Raw genomic sequence first — 23186 nt, 5'->3', positions numbered from 1 at the left:
TGTTTAACATAAATTGGTATAGCATGCAACTGTACAATAAGTTAAGCGCAGCAGAACGTGCGCAATTAATCGATGAGGCTGGTAAAGACCGCCTTACTATTTCTTTTTATCAATATCATAAAATAGAAAACCCTCAACTTTTTAGAGATAAACTATTTTTAGAGTGGGATGCCTTGAGTGTTTTGGGTAGAACTTATGTTTCTTACGAAGGTATTAACGCTCAGATATCAGTGCCAGCCGAAAATTTTCTTGAACTAAAAGAACAACTAGATGCGATTTCCTTTCTAAAAGACATTCGATTGAATGTTGCTGTTGAGCACGACAATAAATCGTTTTTGAAATTGAAAATCAAAGTACGTAATAAAATTGTCGCTGATGGATTAGAAGATGATGCTTTTGATGTAACCGATATAGGAGTGCATTTGAAAGCAGAAGATTTTAATAAAATGCTAGAAGATCCGAATACAGTTTGCGTAGATATGCGTAATCATTACGAGAGTGAAATCGGTCATTTTGATGGAGCTGTAACTCCAGATGTAGATACCTTTCGAGATTCTTTAGATTTGATAGAGGAAGATTTAAAAGAACACAAAGAAGACAAAAATTTATTGATGTATTGTACAGGTGGTATTCGTTGTGAAAAAGCGAGTGCCTACTACAAACATAAAGGTTTTAAAAATGTATTTCAACTTGAAGGCGGGATTATTAATTATGTACGTCAAGTTGAAGAATCCGGTATCGAAAATAAATTTAAAGGAAAAAATTTCGTTTTCGATCACAGAAGAGCTGAACGTATTTCTGATGATGTCGTGTCTAATTGTCATCAGTGTGGAGAACCTTGTGATACACATGTGAATTGTGAAAATGAAGCATGTCATTTGTTATTTATTCAATGCGAATCTTGTCAAGAGAAGATGAATACTTGTTGCTCAGATGAATGTAAAGATGTGGCTGCGTTGCCATTTGAAGTGCAAAAAGAATTGCGCAAAGGAAAAGGGAATAGCAATAAGATTTTCAAAAAAGGAAGGTCTGAAGCGTTGAAATATAAAAAATAAGGCCATGCAGAAAATTGAATTAATGGCACCGGCCGGAAATTTTGAATCGCTACAAGCTGCCTTAGATAATGGTGCAGATTCTGTGTATTTCGGGGTAGAACAATTAAACATGCGTGCTCGAGCTTCTATCAATTTTACGCTTGATGATTTAGAAGAAATTGAAAAACGTTGTTCTGAGAAAGGAGTTCGTTCGTATTTAACATTAAATACTATAGTTTACGATCACGATTTGTCGATTGTTAAAACACTGATCAAGCGAGCTAAAGAAGCAAATATTACTGCAGTAATTGCAATGGATCAGGCTGTGATTGCAACAGCAAGAGAGGTTGGAATGGAAGTTCATATTTCAACTCAAATCAATGTAACAAATATTGAAACTGTTAAGTTTTACGCAATGTTTGCCGATACTATTGTTTTGAGTCGTGAGTTGAGTTTACGTCAAGTTCAGAAAATAACTGAGTTGATTGAAAAAGAAGAAATCAAAGGACCGTCGGGGAGGTTGGTTGAAATCGAAATATTTGGTCATGGGGCGTTGTGTATGGCAGTTTCTGGGAAATGTTATATGAGCTTACATTCTGCAAATTCATCTGCAAATAGAGGGGCTTGTAAGCAAAATTGTAGAAAAAAATATACCGTTATCGATCAAGAAACAGGTTTTGAAATGGAACTCGATAATGAATATATCATGTCGCCAAAAGATCTGTGTACCATAGATTTTTTAGATGAAATTGCTGATGCCGGTATTAAGGTATTGAAAATTGAAGGTCGAGGAAGGGCACCAGAATATGTGGCTCGTGTGATTCGATGTTATAGACAAGCAATTGATAGTTTAGAAGCGGGGACTTTTAGCAAAGAAAAAGTTATTTCTTGGATGCAAGAATTAGAGAAAGTTTACAATCGCGGTTTTTGGTCTGGTTATTACTTAGGACAAAAATTAGGAGAGTGGAGCAAAGGATCTGGTTCGCACGCAACTCAGAAAAAAGTGTATCTAGGAAAAGGAATGCACTATTACCCAAAAGCCAATGTTGGGGAGTTTAAGATTGAAGCATACGATGTTACTGTTGGAGATACCATTTTGATAACTGGGCCTACAACAGGAGCTCAAGAAATGCAAGTAAAAGAAATTATGGTTGACGATGTTTTGTCTGAAAAAGCAACAAAAGGAGATAGTTGTACCCTAAAACTAGATTTTAGAATTCGTCCATCAGATAAGTTGTATAAAATCGTCGAAAATGTAGTCGAAGCCTAATGGTAGTAGTTACTTTACAAAGAAAAAAGTGCATCGGTTGCAATTATTGTGTTGAATTGGCACCTGGACAATTTCAAATGTCTAAAAAGGATGGAAAGTCAGTTTTGTTACATGCTGTTGAGAAAAAAGGTTTTTTTACATTAAAGTCGCCTGATGATACCATTATAGATGCTTCTATAGAGGCAAAGAAGGCTTGTCCGGTAAAAATTATTGATGTAAAACACATCTAAAATGAAGAAGAAATTTTTTAAATTTCTTTTAAAAAAATAAAAACAAGAGAACGTTTTACAGCGTTTTCTAGTTTTTATTTTTATGCTATCTTTACGAATTGAAGGAAATTTGTAAACCTACTTCTAAAAGCAAATAAATCAGCTTTTTAAACGTTTGCTTATTGATTATAAATATACATGCTGTTTTGATTATTCAGCATCCAAAAATAGAAAAACATATATGGGCTGTACTTCGTGCTCTACAAATAAATCCGGAGTTCCTAATGGTTGTAAAAGCAACGGGAGTTGTGCAACTGGGAGCTGCGACAAATTAACAGTTTTTGATTGGTTGTCTAATATGGCATTACCAAGTGGTCAAGAACCATTCAATATTGTTGAGGTTCGTTTTAAAAACGGAAGAAAACATTTTTTTAAGAATACCAATAATTTTCAATTGACAATTGGTGAAATTGTCGCTGTTGAAGGAGCACCAGGTCACGATATCGGAACCGTTTCATTGACTGGAGAATTGGTGCGTGTTCAGATGAAAAAGAAAAAAATTGCGCACGATAGTGAAGAGGTAAAGAAAATTTATCGAAAAGCAAGTGTTCGTGATATCGAAATTTGGCAAGCAGCAAGAGATAAAGAAATCGAAACACAAAGACGAGGTAGAGAGATTTTGGGTCGTTTGGGATTGAAAATGAAATTGTCTGATGTTGAATATCAGGGAGATGGAAATAAGGCGACGTTTTATTATACAGCAGAAGATCGTGTCGATTTTAGACAATTGATTAAAGATTTAGCAAGTGCTTTTAATATTCGTGTTGAAATGAAGCAGGTTGGTCTTCGTCAAGAAGCTGCTAGATTAGGTGGAGTTGGTTCTTGTGGACGTGAACTTTGTTGTTCTACTTGGTTAACAGATTTTAGAAAAGTAAATACCGCTTCAGCTCGTTACCAACAACTTTCGTTAAATCCACAGAAACTTGCAGGGCAATGTGGAAAATTGAAATGTTGTTTGAATTTTGAATTGGATTCTTATTTAGATGCGCTAAAGGCATTTCCTAAACAAGATGTTGCTTTAGATACTGAAAAAGGGAGAGCGACTTTTGTGAAGATGGATATCTTTAAAGGTTTGCTTTGGTATGCTTCAAAAGAAGAGGGATACAAATGGTACAAGCTTACCTTAGAGCAGGTAAATGAAGTTATTGCTATGAATAAACGTGGTGAAAAAGCACCTAGTTTAGAAGAGCTTGAATCTGAAACTGTAGCACCGACGAAAATAGAGTTTGAAAATGTTGTAGGTCAAGACAGTCTTACACGTTTTGATAAACCGAAATCAAAAAATAAGAGAAGAAAAAAGAAAAAACCTCAAGACGGAAAACAAGGAGGTACTGCAAATAAAAATACACCTAGACAGAAAAATCAAGGAAAACGTCGACCGACAAATTCGCAAAAACAAGAAGGTGCTCAAAACAAACCTCAAGGAAACAGTCAGCCAAAACAAAAGTCACAGAATCCTAATGAGAATAGTGGTAATGGGCAAAAACAAGGTGCTGCTAAAAAGAGAAGACCTCAGAATAAAAATAAGCAAGCTCAGTCTGGTCAAAAACCTCAGAATGGACCAAGTGATAAAGTGAACGCTGAAGGAGCAAATCAAAAGCCTAGACGTACTAACAACAGAAGAAGAAAACCAAATAATAACAAACCTGATTCTAATGCCAATAAAGATGCATAAATGGCTGTGTATGTCACTTGTGATGTTGTCTTTTATCGCTTGCGATGAATATAGAATCTATGATACCTATACGCCTGTTGGAACCGCAGGGTGGGAAAAAGAAAATTTGGTGCATTTCGAATTTGATATTTCAGATACTCTTAATAAATACGACTTATTTATTCAGGTTAGAAATACCAACGAATATGAATTTTCGAATTTGTTTTTGATAACTGAAATGCAATATCCGAATGGTTTTCATGTTGTTGATACCTTAGAATATCAAATGGCAGATGCCTATGGAAATTGGTTGGGTAAAGGTTTTACAGATTTAAAAGAAAGTAAATTGTTCTATAAAGAGGCCTTTAGATTCAAAGAAAAAGGACAGTATGAAATTAACATCCAACAAGCGATGCGAAAAAGAAATCAGCTTGATGGTGTGGCTATAGTAAAAGGAATTTCTGATGTAGGTTTTAGAGTAGAAAAGCAAAAATAATAATTAACAACATCGGTTCATTTTCGGTGTAATTCAAAAATAAATGGCTAAAGAAAACGAAATAAAAGATAAGAAATCTACCGGGTATTTGAAATATACGCTATGGTTTTGGAGCCTAGTTATAGTGGGGGTATTAGGAGTAAGCTCTTTGTTTATACTCGCTTCTATGGAAGTTTTTGAAGAGTTGCCAACCTTTGAAGAACTCGAAAATCCAGAAACGAATTTTGCAACTGAGATTATTTCTATTGATGGAAAGACACTTGGTAAGTATGCATTGGAAAATAGAACACCAGTGAAATTTAAAGACCTTCCCGAGAGTTTGGTGAAGGCTTTGGTGGCTACCGAAGACGAACGTTTTTTCGAACACTCAGGAATTGATTTTCGAGGTACTTTGCGTGCTGTTGTGAAATTAGGAAAAGGCGGTGGCGCTAGTACAATTACACAACAATTGGCGAAATTGTTATTTCATGGAGAGGGGTCTAGAAATGTTTTCAAACGAATTTTACAAAAAGCCAATGAGTGGATTATTGCTATTCGATTGGAAAGACAGTATACCAAAGAAGAAATTATCACAATGTATTTGAACAAGTTTGATTTCTTGTACAATGCGATAGGTATTCGTTCAGCCACGAGGATCTATTTTGGTAAAGAGCCATTTGAATTAAATACTGAAGAGTCTGCTGTGCTTGTAGCAATGCTTAAAAACCCGAGGCAATATAATCCGAATAGAGAAATATCTAAAAAGAAATCTTTATTGAGAAGAAATCAGGTGTTATCACAAATGGTGAGAAGCGAATTTATTTCTGAAAAAGAAAAAGATTCATTGCAAGCACTTCCGATAAAACTAGATTTTTCTCCAGAGGAGCATTATACAGGACTGGCAACGTATTTTAGAGAGTACTTGAGAGATTATATGAAAAAATGGATCAAGCAGAATCCAAAGGCCGATGGCACATATCATAATTTATATAGAGATGGTCTTAAGATTTATGTTACTATTGACTCTCGATTGCAGACCTATGCTGAAGAAGCTGTTGAGGCTCATGTTTCAAACTTGCAACGTGTGTTTTTCAAAGAACAAAAGAGAAATCCAACAGCGCCTTTTTACGATTTAGAAGACGAAGAAATTGAAGCTACGATGACGCGAGCCATGAAAAATACCGATCGTTATCGATTATTGAAGAAGGCAAATAAATCGGATGAAGAAATAAAAAAAGCTTTTCACACAAAACGTGAAATGAAAATATTTACTTGGAAAGGTACCAAGGATACAATTTTAAGTCCATATGATTCGATTCGTTACTACAAACATTTTTTGCATAGTGGTTTGTTGTCTATTGAACCACAGACAGGTCATATCAAAGCTTGGGTAGGAGGAATCAATCACAGATATTTTCAGTTTGATCATGTGAAGTTAGGAAAGAGACAAGTCGGGTCAACATTTAAACCGTTTGTGTACGCATCTGCGATTGATCAATTGCAACTATCACCTTGTGAAAAATTTCCGAATACGTTGTATACAATTCCTAAAGAGGCGTATGGAATGGATGAAGATTGGACACCAAAAAACTCGGGAGATACTTATGGTGGTGAGTTAACCTTAAAGCAGGCACTTGCAAAATCTGTCAATGTAATTACTGCAAGATTGATCCATATGGTAGGTCCAAAAACCGTAGTTCGATTGGCGAAAAGAGCAGGTATTGATTCATATATTCCAGCATACCCATCAATAGCTTTAGGTACAATTGATGCAAGTTTGTATGATATGGTTGGAGCGTATTCAACATTTGCAAATAAAGGTTTGCGTGTAAATCAAATGATGGTGTTGCGTATTGAAGATAGAAATGGTACCGTAATCCAAGAGTTTACTCCTAAAACAGAGCAGGTGTTGAGTGAAGAATCAGCATATGTTGTTGTCGACTTGTTAAAAGGGGTTACCGAAGCAGGTTCTGGTGTAAGATTGCGCAGCAAATGGGGTTCTTATCCGGATAGTATTTCTACAGGGTACCCATATCAGTTTGAAAATCCAATCGCAGGAAAGACAGGTACAACACAAAATCAATCTGATGGTTGGTTTATGGGAGTTGTTCCAAATTTAGCAACTGGAGTATGGACAGGTGCTGATGATAGAGCAACGCATTTTGAAGATATAGTACAAGGTCAAGGTGCAACAATGTCACTACCTACTTGGGCGATTTATATGAGAAAAGTATATGCAGATTCTACGTTAAATATTAGTCAAGAAGATTTTGAAAAACCGAAATTTGTAAGTATCCAACTAGACTGTGAAACAGCACCTCAATTAGACGATTCGGGTGAAGAGATTCCGGTTGAAACCATTGAAGAAGAAACTGCGTTTTAATAAGAAACTTAAATTTATTTAGAAGTGCAAATGAATGTTCATTTGCACTTTTTTTGTATTTTTAAATATCTTCAAATTAATAAAATATGCATTGTTGGACACCTAGTCGATCTGTTATTGAAAACAGCAATATTTACAAAATGATGCAAGAAATCAATATTGACTCGTATCAAGATTTTTGGCGATGGTCTGTTGAAAATAAAGAATTGTTTTGGGAAACAACTGCAAATAAATTGGGTGTTGTTTTTGATGAAAACTACAAAGAAGTTTTAAACTTAGAAGGCGGTGTAGAAAATGCACGATGGTTTTATGGAGCTAAAATGAATATTGTAGATTCTTGTTTTCAAAATGATGCTGATAGTATTTCGGTAATTGTAAACGATGCGTCTGGTACTTTAAAGAGGTATAGTCAAAAACAACTTGATCACAAGGTAAATCAAATTGCAAATGGTATTGTAAATGCAGGTCTAAAACCAAAAGATGTAGTTGCTATTTATATGCCTATGAATTTTGAAGCCGTAGCAATTTATTTAGCGGCAATTAAAGCAGGATTGGTTGTGGCTACTATAGCAGATAGTTTTTCAGAAGCTGAAATAGCTGTTCGTTTGAAAATTACCAAGCCAAAAATACTGTTTACACAGGATGGCTTTGTAAGAGCAGATCGCATCCATTATTTATATAAGAGATGTGTATCTATTGGGGGGTATAAATCGGTAGTAGTTCAAAAACTAAGACACGATAGTTCTCTAGAAAAACATGATGTGACTTTTGATAATTTTATAAATTCAAAAATCAGCTTTACATCTATAAAAGTAGACCCTTCACAAGCGATGACTATTTTGTTTTCATCTGGAACAACGGGTGAGCCAAAAGCGATACCATGGAATCATAGCACCCCCATAAAATCAGCAAGTGATGGCTATTACCATCATGATATTCATAAAGAGAACGTCGTATGTTGGCCAACAAATTTGGGTTGGATGATGGGACCTTGGTTGGTGTTTGCTGCTCTAATGAACAAAGCTAGTATTGCATTGTACGAAGGATCTCCGATAGAATCTGAATTCGGAGAGTTTGTTGAAAAGGCAAATGTAACTATGTTAGGTGTTGTACCGAGTATTGTAAAATCATGGAAAATCTCTAAAACAATGGAATCGTATGATTGGAATTCGATTCGTTGTTTCAGTTCAACTGGTGAAGTTTCGAATCCAACAGGCATGGAGTATCTTATGCAGCTAGCCAATGTTAAACCAATAATTGAATATTGTGGGGGAACCGAAATTGGTGGAGGTTACATTGCAAGTACGGTATTGCAAGATAACATTCCTAGCCAGTTTTCTTCTCAAGCGTTGGGTGGAGAGTTTGTGTTGTTAGATGAAATTGGTGAACAGAGTTCTAAAGGGGAGGTTTTTATCATACCACCTGTCTTAGGCTTGTCAACTACTCTGTTGAACAGAAATCATCATGAAGTGTATTACAAAGATGTACCCAAGTTTAAGGCCAAAAAATTGCGGAAACATGGAGATGAAATGGAACTTTTAGGAAGTGGTTATTACAAAGCAAATGGACGTGTAGATGACACGATGAATTTAGGAGGTATAAAGGTCGCAGCTGTTCAAATAGAATCTATAGTAAATGGGTTAGATTTTGTAAAAGAATCTGCCGCTATTGGGGTTTCTGCGAATGGAGGTGGTCCAAATGAATTGATTATTTATTATGTTCCGTTGCATACGAACTCCGAAAAATCAGCGTTAAAGAAAGTACAAAACTGTGTAAAATCTGAATTAAATCCATTGTTCAAAGTGGTAGATTTGGTAGAAATTGATAACTTGCCGCGCACGGCTTCAAAAAAAGTCAAACGAAAAGAATTAAGAGAAAAATACCAGCAAAATAGATGAAAGTAATATCATATAATGTAAACGGAATTCGAGCAGCTTTGAAGAAAGGATTTATTGAATGGTTAGAAGCTGCCAATCCTGATGTTTTGTGTTTACAAGAAATTAAAGCCCAAGAAGAGCAGTTAGATCTAACGCTATTTGAAAATGCTGGTTACAAATATAGCTATTGGTTTTCGGCACAAAAAAAGGGGTATAGTGGAGTTGCGATTTTGTGTAAAGAAAAACCAAATAATGTCGTTTTCGGAACCGGTATAGAATCTATGGATTTTGAAGGTAGAAATTTACGTGTCGATTTTGATACGGTTTCTATAATGAGTTTGTATTTACCTTCTGGGACTAATGATGCGCGCTTGGATTTTAAATTCACATTTATGGATGAATTTCAGGTATATGTAAATGAACTAAAAAAAGAAATTCCAAATTTGATAATTTGTGGTGATTACAATATCTGTCATGAAGAGATAGATATTCACAATCCAAAAATGAAAGGTGTTTCAGGTTTTTTACCAGAAGAGAGAGCTTGGTTAGATGGTTTTATCAAAAATGGTTTTATTGATAGTTTCCGATTTTTTAACAAAGAGCCACATCACTATAGCTGGTGGAGTTACAGAGCGAATGCTAGAAATAATAACAAAGGTTGGCGTATAGATTATCATTTGGTTACAGAACCACTCAAAGATAGATTAGAAAGAGCCTATATTTTGCCAGAAGCTAAACATTCAGATCATTGTCCAATTGTTGTAGAATTAAAAAAATAATCAAAAAAATGATAAAGAAAATATCCCTAGGAATTATTGTTGCGATGGTTACAGTATCATGTGTTTCAAAAAAGGTTTTTACCGATTTAGAAGGTAAATACAAACAATTACAAGATGAGAATAAAGAGCTTTTGGTTCAAAATGACGATTTGCAATTGAACAAAAATGAAAACAAAGATTACATTAAAAAGCTCGAAAATAAACAGACAGATTTATTACAAAAAGAAAAGGCATTGCAACGAGAGGCCGATGCTTTGAGAAATTCTTATGCCGAGTTAAAAAAGACGTACGATCTTTTGGCTTCAAAAAGTTCATCTGCTTTAGAAAAAAATGCTGTTGAGAATAGAAAATTGCTTTCTCAATTAGATGAAAAAGAAACAAAATTATTAGAAGAAGGTGCTCGTTTACGAAAACTTGAGAATGAATTGTCTGAACGTTCAAGTAGAATTGATGAATTAGAGAAATTAATTGCTGAAAAAGAAGCAGCAATGCAACAATTGAAAACTACAGTTGCCAATGCATTGAAAGGTTTTGAAGGGAAAGGACTTACCGTTGTAAACAAAAATGGGAAAGTATACGTTTCAATGGAAAACAAATTATTGTTTAGCTCTGGAAGTTGGGCTGTTGGAGAAAACGGTGCCAATGCAGTAAAAAAATTAGCACGTGTTTTAGCAAACAACCCTGATATCAGTGTGCTGATTGAAGGACATACAGATAACGATCCATTTCATGGTCCGGTAATCAAAGACAACTGGGACTTGTCGGTAAAAAGAGCTACAGCAATCGTTCGAATTCTTGAAGATGCCAATGTAGACGCAAAACAAATAACCGCAGCAGGAAAAGGTGAGTACGTTCCTGTAGCAAGTAACAATTCTAAAGAAGGAAAGGCAAAGAATAGAAGAATTGAAATCATTCTATCTCCCAACCTTGATGAAATTGCTAAATTACTTACAGAGTAATTGATGTACGGTAAAGGTATGCGTTTTAAATGTGGAGTAGGTTTTTGGTTTGTAGTGTGTTTGAATGCGATATCTGCACAAGAAAAAAGTGTTGACTCTACAGCAATTATTTTAGATTCACTTCACGAAGTAGCTACCATCGAAATAGATACAGTTGTAAAAAAAGAAGTAGCAAACCATCCCGTTGTGATTGATAGTTTGTGGCTTGAAACCATGTATAGCTCCCCTTTGTACCAGCCAATCTCAGTTTCTTTTGATGGGAGTAAAGACGCAATTTCTATGAACGATGTATCGTTGTCTACGGAAGTGTTAAAAGAAAGATTGGCATATCTTAACGAGCAAACCCCATTCAATTTAGAATACAATGTTGAATTAGAACGTTTGATAAAACAGTATTTGAAAACACGCTCTAAGTACTATCCTAAAATGATGGCTAGGGCATTGTATTATTTTCCAATGTTCGAGTCGTATTTAGATAAATACGATATTCCTTTAGAGATAAAATATTTAGCAGTTGTAGAATCAGGTTTAAACCCTAGGGCAAAATCATGGGTTGGTGCAACAGGTATGTGGCAGTTTATGTACCAAACAGGAAAACAATTTGATTTGAATATTAGCTCTTATGTAGATGAAAGACAAGACCCTGTTAAATCTGCAGAAGCTGCTTGTAAGTATTTAGAAAGTTTGTACAAAACATTCAATGATTGGGATTTGGCTTTGGCAGCATATAACTCAGGGCCGGGTAATGTTTCGAAGGCGATTCGTCGTTCGGGAGGTCACAGAAATTATTGGAATATTAGGCCTTTTTTACCGAGAGAAACTGCTGGTTATGTACCCGCATTTTATGCAAATATGTATGTTTTTGAATATGCCGAAGAACATAAAATAACGCCAACACATCCGATGGTCCATCATTTTGCTACAGATACGATACGTATAAAACGTACCCTAACTTTTGATCAATTACATGAAACATTAAATGTAAGTAATGAAATGCTCCAATTTTTAAACCCAGAATATAAGTTGGATATCATTCCATTTGTTAGGGGTAAGAATTATTCTGTTCGTTTGCCATTAGAAAAAGTCTCGGTTTTTGTAAAAAATGAAAAAGAAATATATGCTTTGGCCGCAGAAGAAGAAGCGAAACGAGAAAAACCTTTGCCACAGTATTTTGAAATGAACCAGCGTATTCGATACACGGTAAAAAGTGGCGATTATTTAGGTAAAATTGCAAACAAATATGGTGTACGAGTCTCGGATCTTAAAAAATGGAATGGTTTGCGAACCAGTAATTTGAAAGTGGGACAAAGACTAACAGTATATCCTAAAAAATTAAACTTTACCGTTGCCAAAAGTACGTCTTCATCAAAAAAGAAAAAAGAAATAAATATTCCTAAGAACGCTAAAAAAATTGAGTATACTGTTCAAAAGGGTGACTCACTTTGGAGTATTTCAAAGAAGTATAAAAAAATTACCGTACAACAAATAAAAGATTGGAATGGAATTTGGGATGCTAATAGCATCGTACCAGGTAAAAAAATAGTGATTTACCAAATCTAAATACCAATCTAAAAAACAAAATTATCATGAAGAAATTTTTATTACTATTCAGTGTTTTCTTGCTTGTAATAGCTTGTGATTCAAAAGAAAAAAAGGAACAACGTATTTATATGGAGTCAAATGGGCGTATGAATCACCTGTTGGTAGTGATGAATGAAAGTAGATGGAATGGTGCGTCTGGAGATAAGCTGAAAGAGATTATCATGACACCTGTTTTGGGTATGCCACAAGATGAAAATCAGTTTAGTATTACTCAAGTACCTGAAGATTCTTTCGGAAAAATGTTCAAAGCAAGTAGAAATGTTTTAGTGGTAACTGTTGATTCTACAAATAGTTTTCAAGCAGAACAAAATGTCTACGCAAAACCGCAGCAAATTGTAAAAGTTACCGCAACTAGTAATGAAGATTTGACTGAAATGCTAGACTTGTACAAAGAACAAATAATAAGTACATTCAAGAATTTCGATATTGAAAATGTTCAACGAAGTCATAGAAAAAATGCATACGATCAAGATGCTTTTCAAACGTTGAATAATTTAGGGTTAGAAATGACAATTCCTAAAATTTTTAGAAAGGTCGATGATACGGGTGATTTTTTATGGTTACGTCAGCATTTGTCTGGAGGTATTGCACAAGGAGATGGAACATCGAATATTTTGGTGTACAGTGTTCCGATGCCGGCATCTAAAAAAGGTTTGGTAGAAACGATTTCAAATATGAGAGATACGATTGGTAAAAAATATATTCCAGGAAGGAAAGAAAACATGCATATGATTACCGAGAAATTGTATACACCGCGAGTGTTTCAGACAGAATTAGATGAGAAATCTTGTTATGTTACTTATGGAAAATGGGAGGTTCTAAATGATTTTATGGCAGGTCCTTTTTTGAATTTTGCTATTGAAGATACTGAGAATAACAGATGGGTAGTTTTAGAGGCTTTTGTATATGCACCTTCAGTGAATAAAAGAGATTATATGTTTGAGGTAGAAGCTGTATTAAAAACGATTCACCTAAAATAAATTATTTGATAAATCGCCTCAGTTCTTTTTGTTCTAAAAAGGCAATCAGTCCGATCAATGATATTATAAAAGCAGTGTTTATCAAAAACGCTCCTTTGAAATGCATGAATGATATACTAGAGATACCGATACACAATAGCAAATAAAGACTTATTCTTTTAATGTCATAGGGTACAGGGTAAAACTTTCTACCTAAGAGATAAGAAATCAATAACATACTTCCATAGGCTGTTACTGTAGCCCAAGCGGCTCCTATGAATCCGATTTTTGGAATGAGTATAAAAAGCATTGCGATGGTGATCACTGCTCCGATAACAGAAATATACATTCCGAATCGAGTTTTGTCTGTCAATTTATACCAGATAGAAAGGTTGTTGTAAATACCTAAAAACAAGTTGGCAATTAAAATGATTGGAACAATAGAAAGCGCCATGAAATATTCATCACTACCTAAGAAAATTGATGCGATAAAATCGATATAGGCAACAATTGAAACAACGAAAACGACACCAATAATTACAAACCATTTTAAAATTATTGCATACGAAGTTTTGGCATTTTTTTTATCAGCTTGATTGAAGAAAAAGGGTTCTGCTCCTAATCTAAATGCCATGATAAACAACGACATAATCACCCCGATTTTATAAGCACCCGCATAAGCACCCATTATATCTTTTCCTAGCCAATCTTCTAAGAGAAGTTTGTCTAAATTTTCGTTGGTTGTGTATGCTAATCCTGCGATTAAAATTGGCCAAGCATAGCGAATCATTTTTTTAAACAGGAACTTGTCAAAAGAAAAATCAAATTTTATAATCAAAGGAAGTACACAAAGAAATGTTACTGCACTTGCTATTAAATTGGCGATAAAGATATAGCCTTCTTTAAAATTAGGTTGGTAAATGGATTCTAAAATATTTGGTAAGCTATAGAAATTTTTAGGTAAGTACCATAAAAAAAACAAATTGAAAAAAGCATAGATACCGATATTTAAAACTCTAAAAAGTGTATAGTTTTTTGAGAGACCTTTTACACGTAAATAGGCAAATGGAATTACGATTAGGGTATCCAAAATTGAAATCCATACCAGTAAAGAAAAATATAATGGTTTCGAAAAGCCTAAAAAAGTAGCAATAGCATCGCTGAATAGTTGTAAACCTATAAGAGCGACAATACTTGTAGTTAAAATACTGATAAATGCAGTAGAGACTACCTTGCCCTTTTCTTTTTCAGAATTAAAAAATCGAAAAAACGCCGTTTCCATACCATAGGTCAGCAAAATATTAAAATAGGCTGCCCAAACATAAAAACTGGTATTAACACTGTACTCGCTTGTAGTTAAAGAACTGGTATGTAGTCTTACCAATAAAACATTAATAGCTTTAGGTAGTACAGCAGCTATTCCGTAGATAATGGTGTCTTTAAAAAAGCGTTTGAATGTACTCAATGGAATGGGTTAGAATTTTGTCAAATATACTAATTCTTAGTGCTAAGAAATAGGGAAGAGGAAACTCTTTCAAGATGCTTGATGTTACGTTAAAATTCTTATTTTTGATTTTTACAATCCGTTAATTTTATCTATGAGTAAATCTTTAAAAGTAGCCGTGTTTGGTGGTGGAAGTTGGGCAACTGCAATTGTTAAGATGCTTTGCGAAAACCTAGAAACTGTGGGGTGGTATATGCGCTCTGATAGCTCAATAGATTATATCAAAGAGAATAAACACAACCCGAATTATTTGTCATCAGCTGAATTTAATACAGATCAATTGTATTTGTCTAGTGATGCAAATGAAATGGCAGTCTATGCTGATATATTAATTTTGGCAATTCCTTCTGCTTTTTTAATGTCAGAACTATCTAAGGTTACAGAAGATTTAACTGAAAAAACTATTTTTTCTGCGATAAAAGGAATCGTACCTGAAACTGGATTGATCGTTGGAGAACATTTGCACAATCATCATGGAATTCCATTTGAAAATATTGGAGTAATTACAGGACCATGTCATGCTGAAGAGGTAGCGATGGAACGCTTGTCTTATTTGACAATTGCATGTCAAGATGAGGAAAAAGCAGAACAACTAAGTGCTGTTTTATCTGGAGATTATATCAAATGTAAAACTTCTGACGATATTATAGGTACAGAATATGCGGCAATGCTAAAAAATATTTATGCCATTGCTGCTGGTATTGCTCATGGTTTAGGCTATGGTGATAATTTTCAGGCGGTACTTATTTCTAATGCCATTAGAGAAATGAAAGGCTATATCAAAAAAGTGCATAAAATGAAACGTAACATTAATAACTCTGCTTATTTAGGAGATTTATTAGTAACTGGTTATTCTACTTTTAGTAGAAATAGAATGTTTGGTAATATGTTAGGTAAAGGGTATACCGTGAAATCTGCAATGATGGAGATGAGTATGGTCGCCGAAGGGTATTATGCTGTTAAAAGTGCCTTTGAATTAAATCAAACTTACCAAGCAAATACACCTATCATTGATGCGGTCTACAATGTGGTTTACTTAAAAAGAAGTCCGAAGAGACAATTTAAATTGTTAACAGAATTCTTAGATTAAGTTTAGAACTTTAAACAAGTAGGGTTGGGTGTTTTTACATCGTAAATGTATGTAAGCTCTCCACTTGCTTTGTCAACTAAAAAGATAGCAATATTACTTGATTTTTGATTTGCTACTAGCAAGAAGTTTCCTTTTGGACCAAGTGTAAAGTTTCGAGGCCAATTTCCATGACAGCTGATACTTTGTGTTTTTTTAAGACTTCCATCTTTTTTGTTTCTTTCAAAAACAACAATAGTGTTCTCACCCCTATTAGATCCATACAGGTATTTTTCATCAGATGAAAGATGTATGTCAGCACAAGAGTTTTTGCCTTTGAAGTTCTCCCCTAATGTTGATATGTCTTTTACTTTTGTATAAGAATTCCCCTCTTTTTTTAAGGTGCTAATCGTTCCTCCGTATTCGTTAATGACATAGATAAAATCCGCATTTTTGGTAATTGCAAAATGTCTTGGTCCACTTTTTTCAGTCATTTCAATACTTTTTACTCTGGTGTAAATAGAGTCTTTAATACTGAAATGTTCTATGGTGTTAATTCCCAGATCTGCAACGAATAAATCATTTTTGTGAAACTGAGCTGAGTGTGTGTGTGCTTTTATAGAGTCTCTATTCAAGTCTTCAACTTGTAAAAGAGTATCGATTTTTCCTTTTTTGTCTAGAGAGTAAAGGCTGAAAGTACCACCAGTATAATTCGAAACTGCCAATCTAGTTCCTTTGTCATTCAAACTTAAGTGACATGGATGACCACCAAAAGAACTAATTTCTGCATTTTTTTCAAGAGTTCCATCATCTAAAACATCAAAAGAAGCCACAGCACCAGACTCAGTGTTCAAATAATTATTTGTCTCATAAATGGCATACACCATTTTTTTATTAGAACTCGTAATTAAATAAGAAGGATTATTGGTTTTAGCGACTAGAGATTGTTTTTTTAGTGCCCCAGTTTCGCTATTGAATTCAAATGAATAAATTCCTTCACTATCTCCTTTTGTATAACTACCTACATAAAGCGTAGAAATTTGTGCAGATGAAAGAAGGGAAAAGCAAAATAAGATTAAGCTAAAAAAAAGTTTCATAGAAATAAATTTTTTTCTCTTTAGGAAGAAAAATAAAAAATAAAGATAAGTAATCTGTATAAGATTGCCTAACAATCTCTAAAAGAAACAAAAATTGTGCTAGGAATTATTTGATAAGTACTCCTTCTTTTTTTAAGAAAGGAATCATTCTTAGTGCCCCATCTTTTACAGTTCCTTTTTTAAAGGTGAATTTTTTGTCGAACATTCTATTTCCTTCAAAAAAAGAAACCTCGAATGAATTATTTAATCTTAACACTGCAGGATTGATGTATTCAACTTTTGCGAATGAGTTGGCAGGTAATTTTTCAATTTTTTTACGAAGAACAGAGGTTTTTAATTGTGTCTTCTCTTCGTCTCCTTTTGATACAATCAAACACATTTCTAAATCAACATTTTTGTTGTTGATGATATACGCATTCCAGTCGTCGCATTTAAAATCTTCATTGTATTCTTTTACAATGGCCATAAATACATCAGTAACTTCAGGTATATGAATGTCTTTTTTCATTTGAATGTGTGTTTTGAGAAGTACAGTATTATAAAACTGATTTAAACTGTTCTAAGAAACGAACATCGTTCTCGTAAAACATTCTGATGTCTGGTATTTGATACAATAACATGGCAATTCTTTCAATTCCCATTCCAAAAGCATAACCGCTATATTTTGTAGGATCGATATTTGCGTTTTTCAGAACATTTGGGTCAACCATTCCACATCCCATAATTTCTAACCAACCTGTCCCTTTCGTGATTTTATAATCAGTTTCAGTTTCTAATCCCCAATAGATATCTACCTCTGCACTAGGCTCGGTAAAAGGGAAATAAGAAGGACGTAATCTAATCTTAGATTTTCCAAACATTTCTTTCGTAAAATACAATAGCGTTTGCTTCAAATCTGCAAAAGATACATCTGTATCGATATATAAACCTTCAATTTGGTGAAATATACAGTGAGCACGAGCAGAGATATCTTCATTTCTAAACACACGACCTGGAGATAAAGTTCTAATTGGTGGTTTGTTTTCTTCCATATACCTCGTTTGAACTGACGAAGTATGAGTTCTCAATAATAAATCAGGGTCCTTTTCAATAAAAAAAGTGTCCTGCATATCTCGAGCTGGATGGTATTCTGGTAGATTTAATGCAGTAAAGTTATGCCAATCATCTTCAATTTCTGGTCCTTCAGATACGGTGAACCCTATTCTATCGAATACCTCGACAATTTGATTTCTTACAATCGAAATAGGATGTCTCGCTCCTAAATTAATAGGTTCAGCAGGACGTGTTAAATCACCATATGCACTTTGAGTTTCAGAATTGTTTTCAAAAGAATTTTTTAATTCGTTCACACGATCAGTAGCTGCCCCTCTCAATTGATTCAAAGCTTGTCCGATATCTTTTTTTAACTCATTTTCAACATTCTTAAAATCGTTGAATAAGTCTTTTAAAATACCCTTGCTACCAAGGTATTGAATTCGAAATTGTTCTACTTCTTCTTTTGTAGTAGCATTAAATGCTTTTACATCTCCAATCAGCTCTTTTACTTTATCTAACATTGTATCTGAAATTAGGCTGCAAATTTAAAAAAAGAAAAAGACCTGTACTACTTTTTTGTATGAATAGTAGTGTAAACAGTAATGGTTACATCTAATTTCATCTTAAAGTTTCGATAAATAAAAAATATAGAAAGCAACTAAGTTAAATTTTCAGTATTTTGGATTACAAAATTTAAAAAAATCGAAACTATGCAAAAAATAATTGACGAGTTTATGGATTTGGTTAGAGAAAGAGATGGCAATGAACCAGAATTTCTACAAGCCGTTCAAGAGGTCGCTGAGACTGTAATTCCTTATATAAAAAGTCAAGATATTTATCGAGGGCAACATATATTGATGAGGATGGTAGAGCCAGAACGCGTTATTACCTTTAGAGTGTCTTGGGTAGATGATAATGGTATTATACATGTAAATAGAGGATATCGAATTCAAATGAATTCTGCAATCGGACCCTACAAAGGAGGGTTGCGATTTCATAAGACGGTTAATATGAGTATTTTAAAGTTTTTAGCTTTTGAACAAGTATTTAAAAATGCTCTGACAACCTTGCCTATGGGAGGTGGAAAAGGTGGTTCCGATTTTGATCCAAAAGGGAAATCAGATAAAGAAATCATGCGTTTTTGTCACGCTTTTATGAGTGAATTGTCAAGACATATTGGCCCGAATACAGATATACCTGCAGGAGATATTGGAGTGGGTGCTCGAGAAATTGGATTTTTGTTTGGGGCATATAAAAAATTAAAAAATGAATTTACAGGTGTGTTGACAGGTAAAGGATTGAGCTGGGGAGGTTCGTTAATTCGTCCAGAGGCAACAGGATATGGTAACGTTTATTTTGCACAAGATATGTTAAGGGAACAAAACGATTCTTTCGAAGGGAAACGTGTTTTAGTTTCTGGTTCAGGAAATGTTGCACAATTTGCTGCTGAAAAAGCACTTCAGTTAGGAGCTAAAGTTTTGACGCTTTCTGATTCATCGGGTAGTATTCATGATCCAGAAGGAATTGATGAAGAGAAATTGGCTTTTGTTATGGAATTAAAAAATGTGAAAAGAGGGCGTATTTCTGAATATGTAGATAAGTATCCTACGGCACTATTTATGAAAGGAGAAAGACCTTGGTCTGTTCCTTGTGATATAGCTTTGCCTTGTGCAACCCAAAATGAACTTGATGGTGATGACGCAAAAACATTGCTAAAAAACGGATGTATTTGTGTAAGTGAAGGAGCTAATATGCCATCGACTCCTGAGGCAATCCATGAATTTCAAAAAGCAAAAATTCTATTTGCTCCAGGAAAGGCTTCAAATGCGGGAGGTGTTGCTACGTCCGGTTTAGAAATGACGCAAAACTCCTTACGATTCAAATGGTCACGTGAAGAAGTTGATGAGAAATTAAAAGAAATAATGGAAGATATTCATCAGTCATGTGTGAAATATGGTAAAGATGAAAATGGCTATGTAGATTATGTGAAAGGAGCTAATATTGCTGGGTTTGTAAAAGTTGCAGATGCAATGTTAGCTCAGGGTGTTGTATAAAGTTTATTTGAACTAAAACGAAAAAGGCTACTTATTAACAAGTAGCCTTTTGTTTTACATACCCACTAGTTTGAGGGCTTTTTCCATAAGCTCAGGTTTGGTTTTAAAATAGTCCATTACCTTAGAAATCAGTTGCGGGTTCTGAGTGATATAATTCATGATTTTTTGCTTAGAAGTTGGGTTCTGAGTGATCACCTTGGTAACTTCTGCTTTGGTATCTGGATTGTTTTTTAAATAGTTAATCGCTTCATTAGAAAGTTCCGAACTTTTATGAAGATTTGCTGCGATTTGTTTTTGGGTTTCAGGTTGGTTGAACAACGTTTCCATTTGTGCTTCTTTACTAGTAGAAGTAACACTTTTAGATAGACTATTTAACGATTGTGCATTGCACAAGGTTAAAGAAAAAGTAACAAGAACAATAAAGAGAATTTGTTTTTTCATGAGTTTTGTGGTTTTAATGAGGTTGAAAATTAAGTGAACACAAATATACATGTTTATTCATTTGTTACTTGTCAAAAACCATATGACTCCGAAAGAATGTGTTAAGTAGTTGATTTTTGCGAATCAATTATAGCCACAATATAGAATGAATTTTTTTAAATCTACCCCATTATTTTTTACCCTGTTTTTAGCTTTTTTTCTAAATGCCCAAACGGTTACAATCGATTATTCGAAGCAGCGTTTTTTGAATGAAACTTCAGAATTAGACAGAACTAAATATTTTACAATTCACGACAACTCCTCAGATTCAGACATCGCTCAATTCTATGCAGATTATAATGCTTACCCAGGAAGAGGTTTTTGGGGGCCTTATTCTTACAGTAATAGCAAAGGAGGAAGTCCAGGGAATTATTTAGCAGACAAAGCAGGTGGAACAGAAGTAAGAGCAGTATCTCGATTTATTTCCACAGAACATCCAGGTAGTGTGTTTATCGATGGGTTAAATGCTGAAGCCGCAGGTGATTGGGCTGTAGAATATTGGAAGGATTATGTAAATGATGCTGGTAGACCAGAATTTTTTGAGCCAATGAATGAGCCTTTTGTCCACGCGTCTGATTATTATTCTGGAGGATGGAATAATAATGAAGAGTCTAGAATTAAATTACAAATGGCACAGGTCTACAATCAAATTGGAGCTAAAATTCACGCTGCACCAGAATTGGAAAATATGAAAGTAGTTGGTTATTCTTCAGCTTGGCCATCTTTAGAAATAAATGATTTTGGACATTGGAATGATAACATGAAAATGTTTATGGATACTGCCGGTGATAATATGGATGGTTTTTCAACACATTTGTACGATGGAGTCAATGTAACCGGACAGAATAATTTGCGTTCAGGTAGTAATTCAGAGGCTATATTAGATATGATTGAAGCCTATAGTTATATCAAATGGGGGGTAATAAAAGATCATGCTATTACAGAGTATGGTGGTATCGCAAGTGGTTATCCTGACACGTATTCTGATATTACAAGTGCACAAACAGTAAGGTCATACAACAACATACTTTTCAATTTATTAGAAAGGGAAGATAATATGTCAATTACAATTCCTTTTGCCACAGGTAAAGCATTGTGGCATTTGACAGAAGCCAATAACTACCAACCTTATGGAGCAGTATTGTTACGACCAGAAAATTTAGGGGAGCCGACTCCAACCGGTTGGGTGTATACTTCTAAAATTCATTTTTATGAATTGTGGAAAGAGTTTAAAGGGAAGAGAGTTTTTGTTAATTCTGATAATCCAGATATTCAAGCACAAGCTTTTGTTGAAGGAAATAAATTGTATGTCGCATTAAATAATTTGGACGATAATTCTCAAACGGTAAACTTGAGTCTTGTAGACGGTTTGACAGGATTCCAAGATGTTCGAGTAAAATCGATTAAAATTTATGATAATGCAAATCCAGTTTTTTCAAATAATTTGTTAGAAACGGCACCATCTTCAGTAACATTGATAAGCGAAGAAACAGTAACCTTAGAATATACATTTTCTTCGTCAATAGTATTTGATACATCAGTAATAAGAAAAAAATATTACGCTTCTTCATATTTACAACCTATTTCTCAAAATAATCCTATTTCATTTGAATTTAACAATGTTGATGTGAGTACTGGAAGCGCTAGTTTAAGAATGTCTATTGGAAGAAAGCATAACGTAAGTAAAGTTCCTGAAGTAAAAGTAAACGGAACTGCAGTAATTGTGCCTACCAATTGGAAAGGATATGATCAAGCCAATAGAGATGACTTTTTTGGGACGATAGAAATTCCTGTAGACATGAATTTACTTACTACAAACAACACTGTAACAATTAAATTTTCAGATACAGGAGGGCATGTAGCATCAGCGATATTGTCTGTTGAAAAAGAGGGAGCTGCTCCTTCGAATCAATCGGCTTATCCCGACAGTGTTCCTCATGTAATCACAACTAGAATTGAATGTGAGGATTTTGATAGTGGAGACACAGGTTTTGCCTTTTACGATACAACAGTATCAAATATTAATGGTCAATATAGACCTACATCAGAAGTAGATATTCAGACATGTAATGAAGGAGGTTATAATATTTCGTACGTAGAGAATTTAGAATGGTTAGAGTATTCAGTAAATGTTGAAACAGCTGGACTATATTCTTTTGATTTGAGGTACGCAGCTGAAAGTGCAACAGGTGGAGTTACACTGTACGCTGATAGTGTTGATAAGACAGGTGTTATTGCACTGCCTCCAACAGGTGGGTGGCAAGTCTATCAGACGGTAACGAAAGAGGTTAGTTTAGATGCAGGATCTCAAATTATTCGTTTGTATGTAAATAATGGAGGTGTAAACTTAAATTGGTTTGAATTTACCTCTGAAGCACCATTATCGGTAGAAAAAGTAAATGAGAATGATATCATAGTTTATCCTAATCCTTTCGAAAAGAGATTAAATGTTTCAGTTCCAGATTCAAATATTAGTAATATCGAATTGTTAGATGTAATTGGGAATGTAATTCTCAGAAAAAATAGCAACGGTGAGTCTAAGGTTTTAATCGATCATGAACGTTTAGAAAATCTTACTAATGGAATTTATTTCATTAAATTGAACGGAGAATCAGGCTCTTATGTTAAAAAGGTTGTCAAAATTTAGCCATTTATTGTATAAAGAAATAAATCAAACTCCATAATTCTA

19 protein-coding genes are annotated in these 23186 nt (G+C 34.3%); 14 read left to right on the top strand and 5 right to left on the bottom strand.

The window, feature by feature from the left end:
• Positions 1–23 precede the first annotated feature (23 nt).
• The 11 genes from trhO (at position 24) to F6P99_RS02895 (ending at position 13282) form a co-directional block, all read left to right on the top strand.
• Complete coding sequence (gene trhO, locus F6P99_RS02945) at positions 24–1055, top strand: oxygen-dependent tRNA uridine(34) hydroxylase TrhO (RefSeq protein WP_152285938.1); 1032 nt, start codon at positions 24–26, stop codon at positions 1053–1055.
• 4 nt (positions 1056–1059) lie between these two features.
• Positions 1060–2304 carry a U32 family peptidase gene (locus tag F6P99_RS02940; RefSeq protein WP_152285937.1) on the top strand — a complete coding sequence of 415 codons (1245 nt, stop codon included), beginning with the start codon at positions 1060–1062 and terminating at the stop codon, positions 2302–2304.
• The gene (locus tag F6P99_RS02935; protein ID WP_152285936.1) at positions 2304–2534 is read left to right on the top strand and encodes a ferredoxin; all 231 of its coding nucleotides are present in this window, start codon (positions 2304–2306) and stop codon (positions 2532–2534) included. The genes F6P99_RS02940 and F6P99_RS02935 overlap by 1 nt, the downstream gene beginning before the upstream one ends.
• Before the next feature lie 220 nt (positions 2535–2754).
• Positions 2755–4248 (top strand): PSP1 domain-containing protein, encoded by a 1494-nt coding sequence (locus tag F6P99_RS02930; protein ID WP_152285935.1) that lies wholly within the window; start codon positions 2755–2757, stop codon positions 4246–4248.
• Positions 4229–4723 (top strand): gliding motility lipoprotein GldH, encoded by a 495-nt coding sequence (locus F6P99_RS02925; protein ID WP_226912996.1) that lies wholly within the window; start codon positions 4229–4231, stop codon positions 4721–4723. The genes F6P99_RS02930 and F6P99_RS02925 overlap by 20 nt, the downstream gene beginning before the upstream one ends.
• A 43-nt stretch (positions 4724–4766) precedes the next feature.
• On the top strand, positions 4767–7085 hold the full coding sequence (locus F6P99_RS02920) for a penicillin-binding protein 1A (RefSeq protein ID WP_152285934.1): 2319 nt from the start codon (positions 4767–4769) through the stop codon (positions 7083–7085).
• A gap of 86 nt (positions 7086–7171) precedes the next feature.
• Entirely contained in the window at positions 7172–8983 is a 1812-nt protein-coding gene (locus tag F6P99_RS02915) for an AMP-binding protein (RefSeq protein ID WP_152285933.1), read from the top strand.
• On the top strand, positions 8980–9741 hold the full coding sequence (locus tag F6P99_RS02910) for an exodeoxyribonuclease III (RefSeq protein ID WP_152285932.1): 762 nt from the start codon (positions 8980–8982) through the stop codon (positions 9739–9741). The genes F6P99_RS02915 and F6P99_RS02910 overlap by 4 nt, the downstream gene beginning before the upstream one ends.
• Before the next feature lie 8 nt (positions 9742–9749).
• On the top strand, positions 9750–10700 hold the full coding sequence (locus tag F6P99_RS02905; RefSeq protein ID WP_152285931.1) for an OmpA family protein: 951 nt from the start codon (positions 9750–9752) through the stop codon (positions 10698–10700).
• Between the two features lie 3 nt (positions 10701–10703).
• Entirely contained in the window at positions 10704–12260 is a 1557-nt protein-coding gene (locus F6P99_RS02900) for a lytic transglycosylase domain-containing protein (protein WP_152286304.1), read from the top strand.
• A gap of 26 nt (positions 12261–12286) precedes the next feature.
• Complete coding sequence (locus tag F6P99_RS02895) at positions 12287–13282, top strand: DUF4837 family protein (RefSeq protein ID WP_152285930.1); 996 nt, start codon at positions 12287–12289, stop codon at positions 13280–13282.
• Position 13283: 1 nt separating this feature from the next.
• Here the strand turns inward: F6P99_RS02895 and F6P99_RS02890 are convergent, their stop codons facing one another.
• Positions 13284–14726, bottom strand: a complete 1443-nt coding sequence (locus F6P99_RS02890; protein WP_152285929.1) for a lipopolysaccharide biosynthesis protein — start codon at positions 14724–14726, stop codon at positions 13284–13286.
• 133 nt (positions 14727–14859) lie between these two features.
• On the opposite strand from F6P99_RS02890, the gene F6P99_RS02885 reads away from it, so the two are divergent.
• The gene (locus F6P99_RS02885) at positions 14860–15855 is read left to right on the top strand and encodes an NAD(P)H-dependent glycerol-3-phosphate dehydrogenase (protein WP_152285928.1); all 996 of its coding nucleotides are present in this window, start codon (positions 14860–14862) and stop codon (positions 15853–15855) included.
• A gap of 2 nt (positions 15856–15857) precedes the next feature.
• Here the strand turns inward: F6P99_RS02885 and F6P99_RS02880 are convergent, their stop codons facing one another.
• From F6P99_RS02880 to F6P99_RS02870, 3 genes are all read right to left on the bottom strand, one after another.
• Complete coding sequence (locus F6P99_RS02880; protein WP_152285927.1) at positions 15858–16928, bottom strand: lactonase family protein; 1071 nt, start codon at positions 16926–16928, stop codon at positions 15858–15860.
• A gap of 106 nt (positions 16929–17034) precedes the next feature.
• The gene (locus F6P99_RS02875) at positions 17035–17436 is read right to left on the bottom strand and encodes a hypothetical protein (RefSeq protein WP_152285926.1); all 402 of its coding nucleotides are present in this window, start codon (positions 17434–17436) and stop codon (positions 17035–17037) included.
• A gap of 28 nt (positions 17437–17464) precedes the next feature.
• Positions 17465–18484: a phenylalanine--tRNA ligase subunit alpha gene (locus F6P99_RS02870; protein WP_152285925.1), complete on the bottom strand. Its 1020-nt coding sequence runs from the start codon at positions 18482–18484 to the stop codon at positions 17465–17467.
• A gap of 189 nt (positions 18485–18673) precedes the next feature.
• Between F6P99_RS02870 and gdhA the strand changes: the two genes are divergently transcribed.
• Positions 18674–20017, top strand: a complete 1344-nt coding sequence (gene gdhA / locus F6P99_RS02865) for an NADP-specific glutamate dehydrogenase (protein WP_152285924.1) — start codon at positions 18674–18676, stop codon at positions 20015–20017.
• 54 nt (positions 20018–20071) lie between these two features.
• Here the strand turns inward: gdhA and F6P99_RS02860 are convergent, their stop codons facing one another.
• Positions 20072–20458 carry a hemophore-related protein gene (locus tag F6P99_RS02860; RefSeq protein WP_152285923.1) on the bottom strand — a complete coding sequence of 129 codons (387 nt, stop codon included), beginning with the start codon at positions 20456–20458 and terminating at the stop codon, positions 20072–20074.
• Positions 20459–20603: 145 nt separating this feature from the next.
• Here F6P99_RS02860 and F6P99_RS02855 point away from each other — a divergent pair, with 145 nt between their 5' ends.
• Positions 20604–23144, top strand: a complete 2541-nt coding sequence (locus F6P99_RS02855; protein WP_152285922.1) for a carbohydrate-binding protein — start codon at positions 20604–20606, stop codon at positions 23142–23144.
• The last annotated feature ends 42 nt before the right edge of the window (positions 23145–23186 follow it).

Source organism: Flavicella marina (genome assembly GCF_009193215.1).
Lineage (GTDB): Bacteria > Bacteroidota > Bacteroidia > Flavobacteriales > Flavobacteriaceae > Flavicella > Flavicella marina.
Note: the sequence above shows the minus strand (reverse complement) of the source record. Positions and strands in the feature narration are given on the sequence as shown.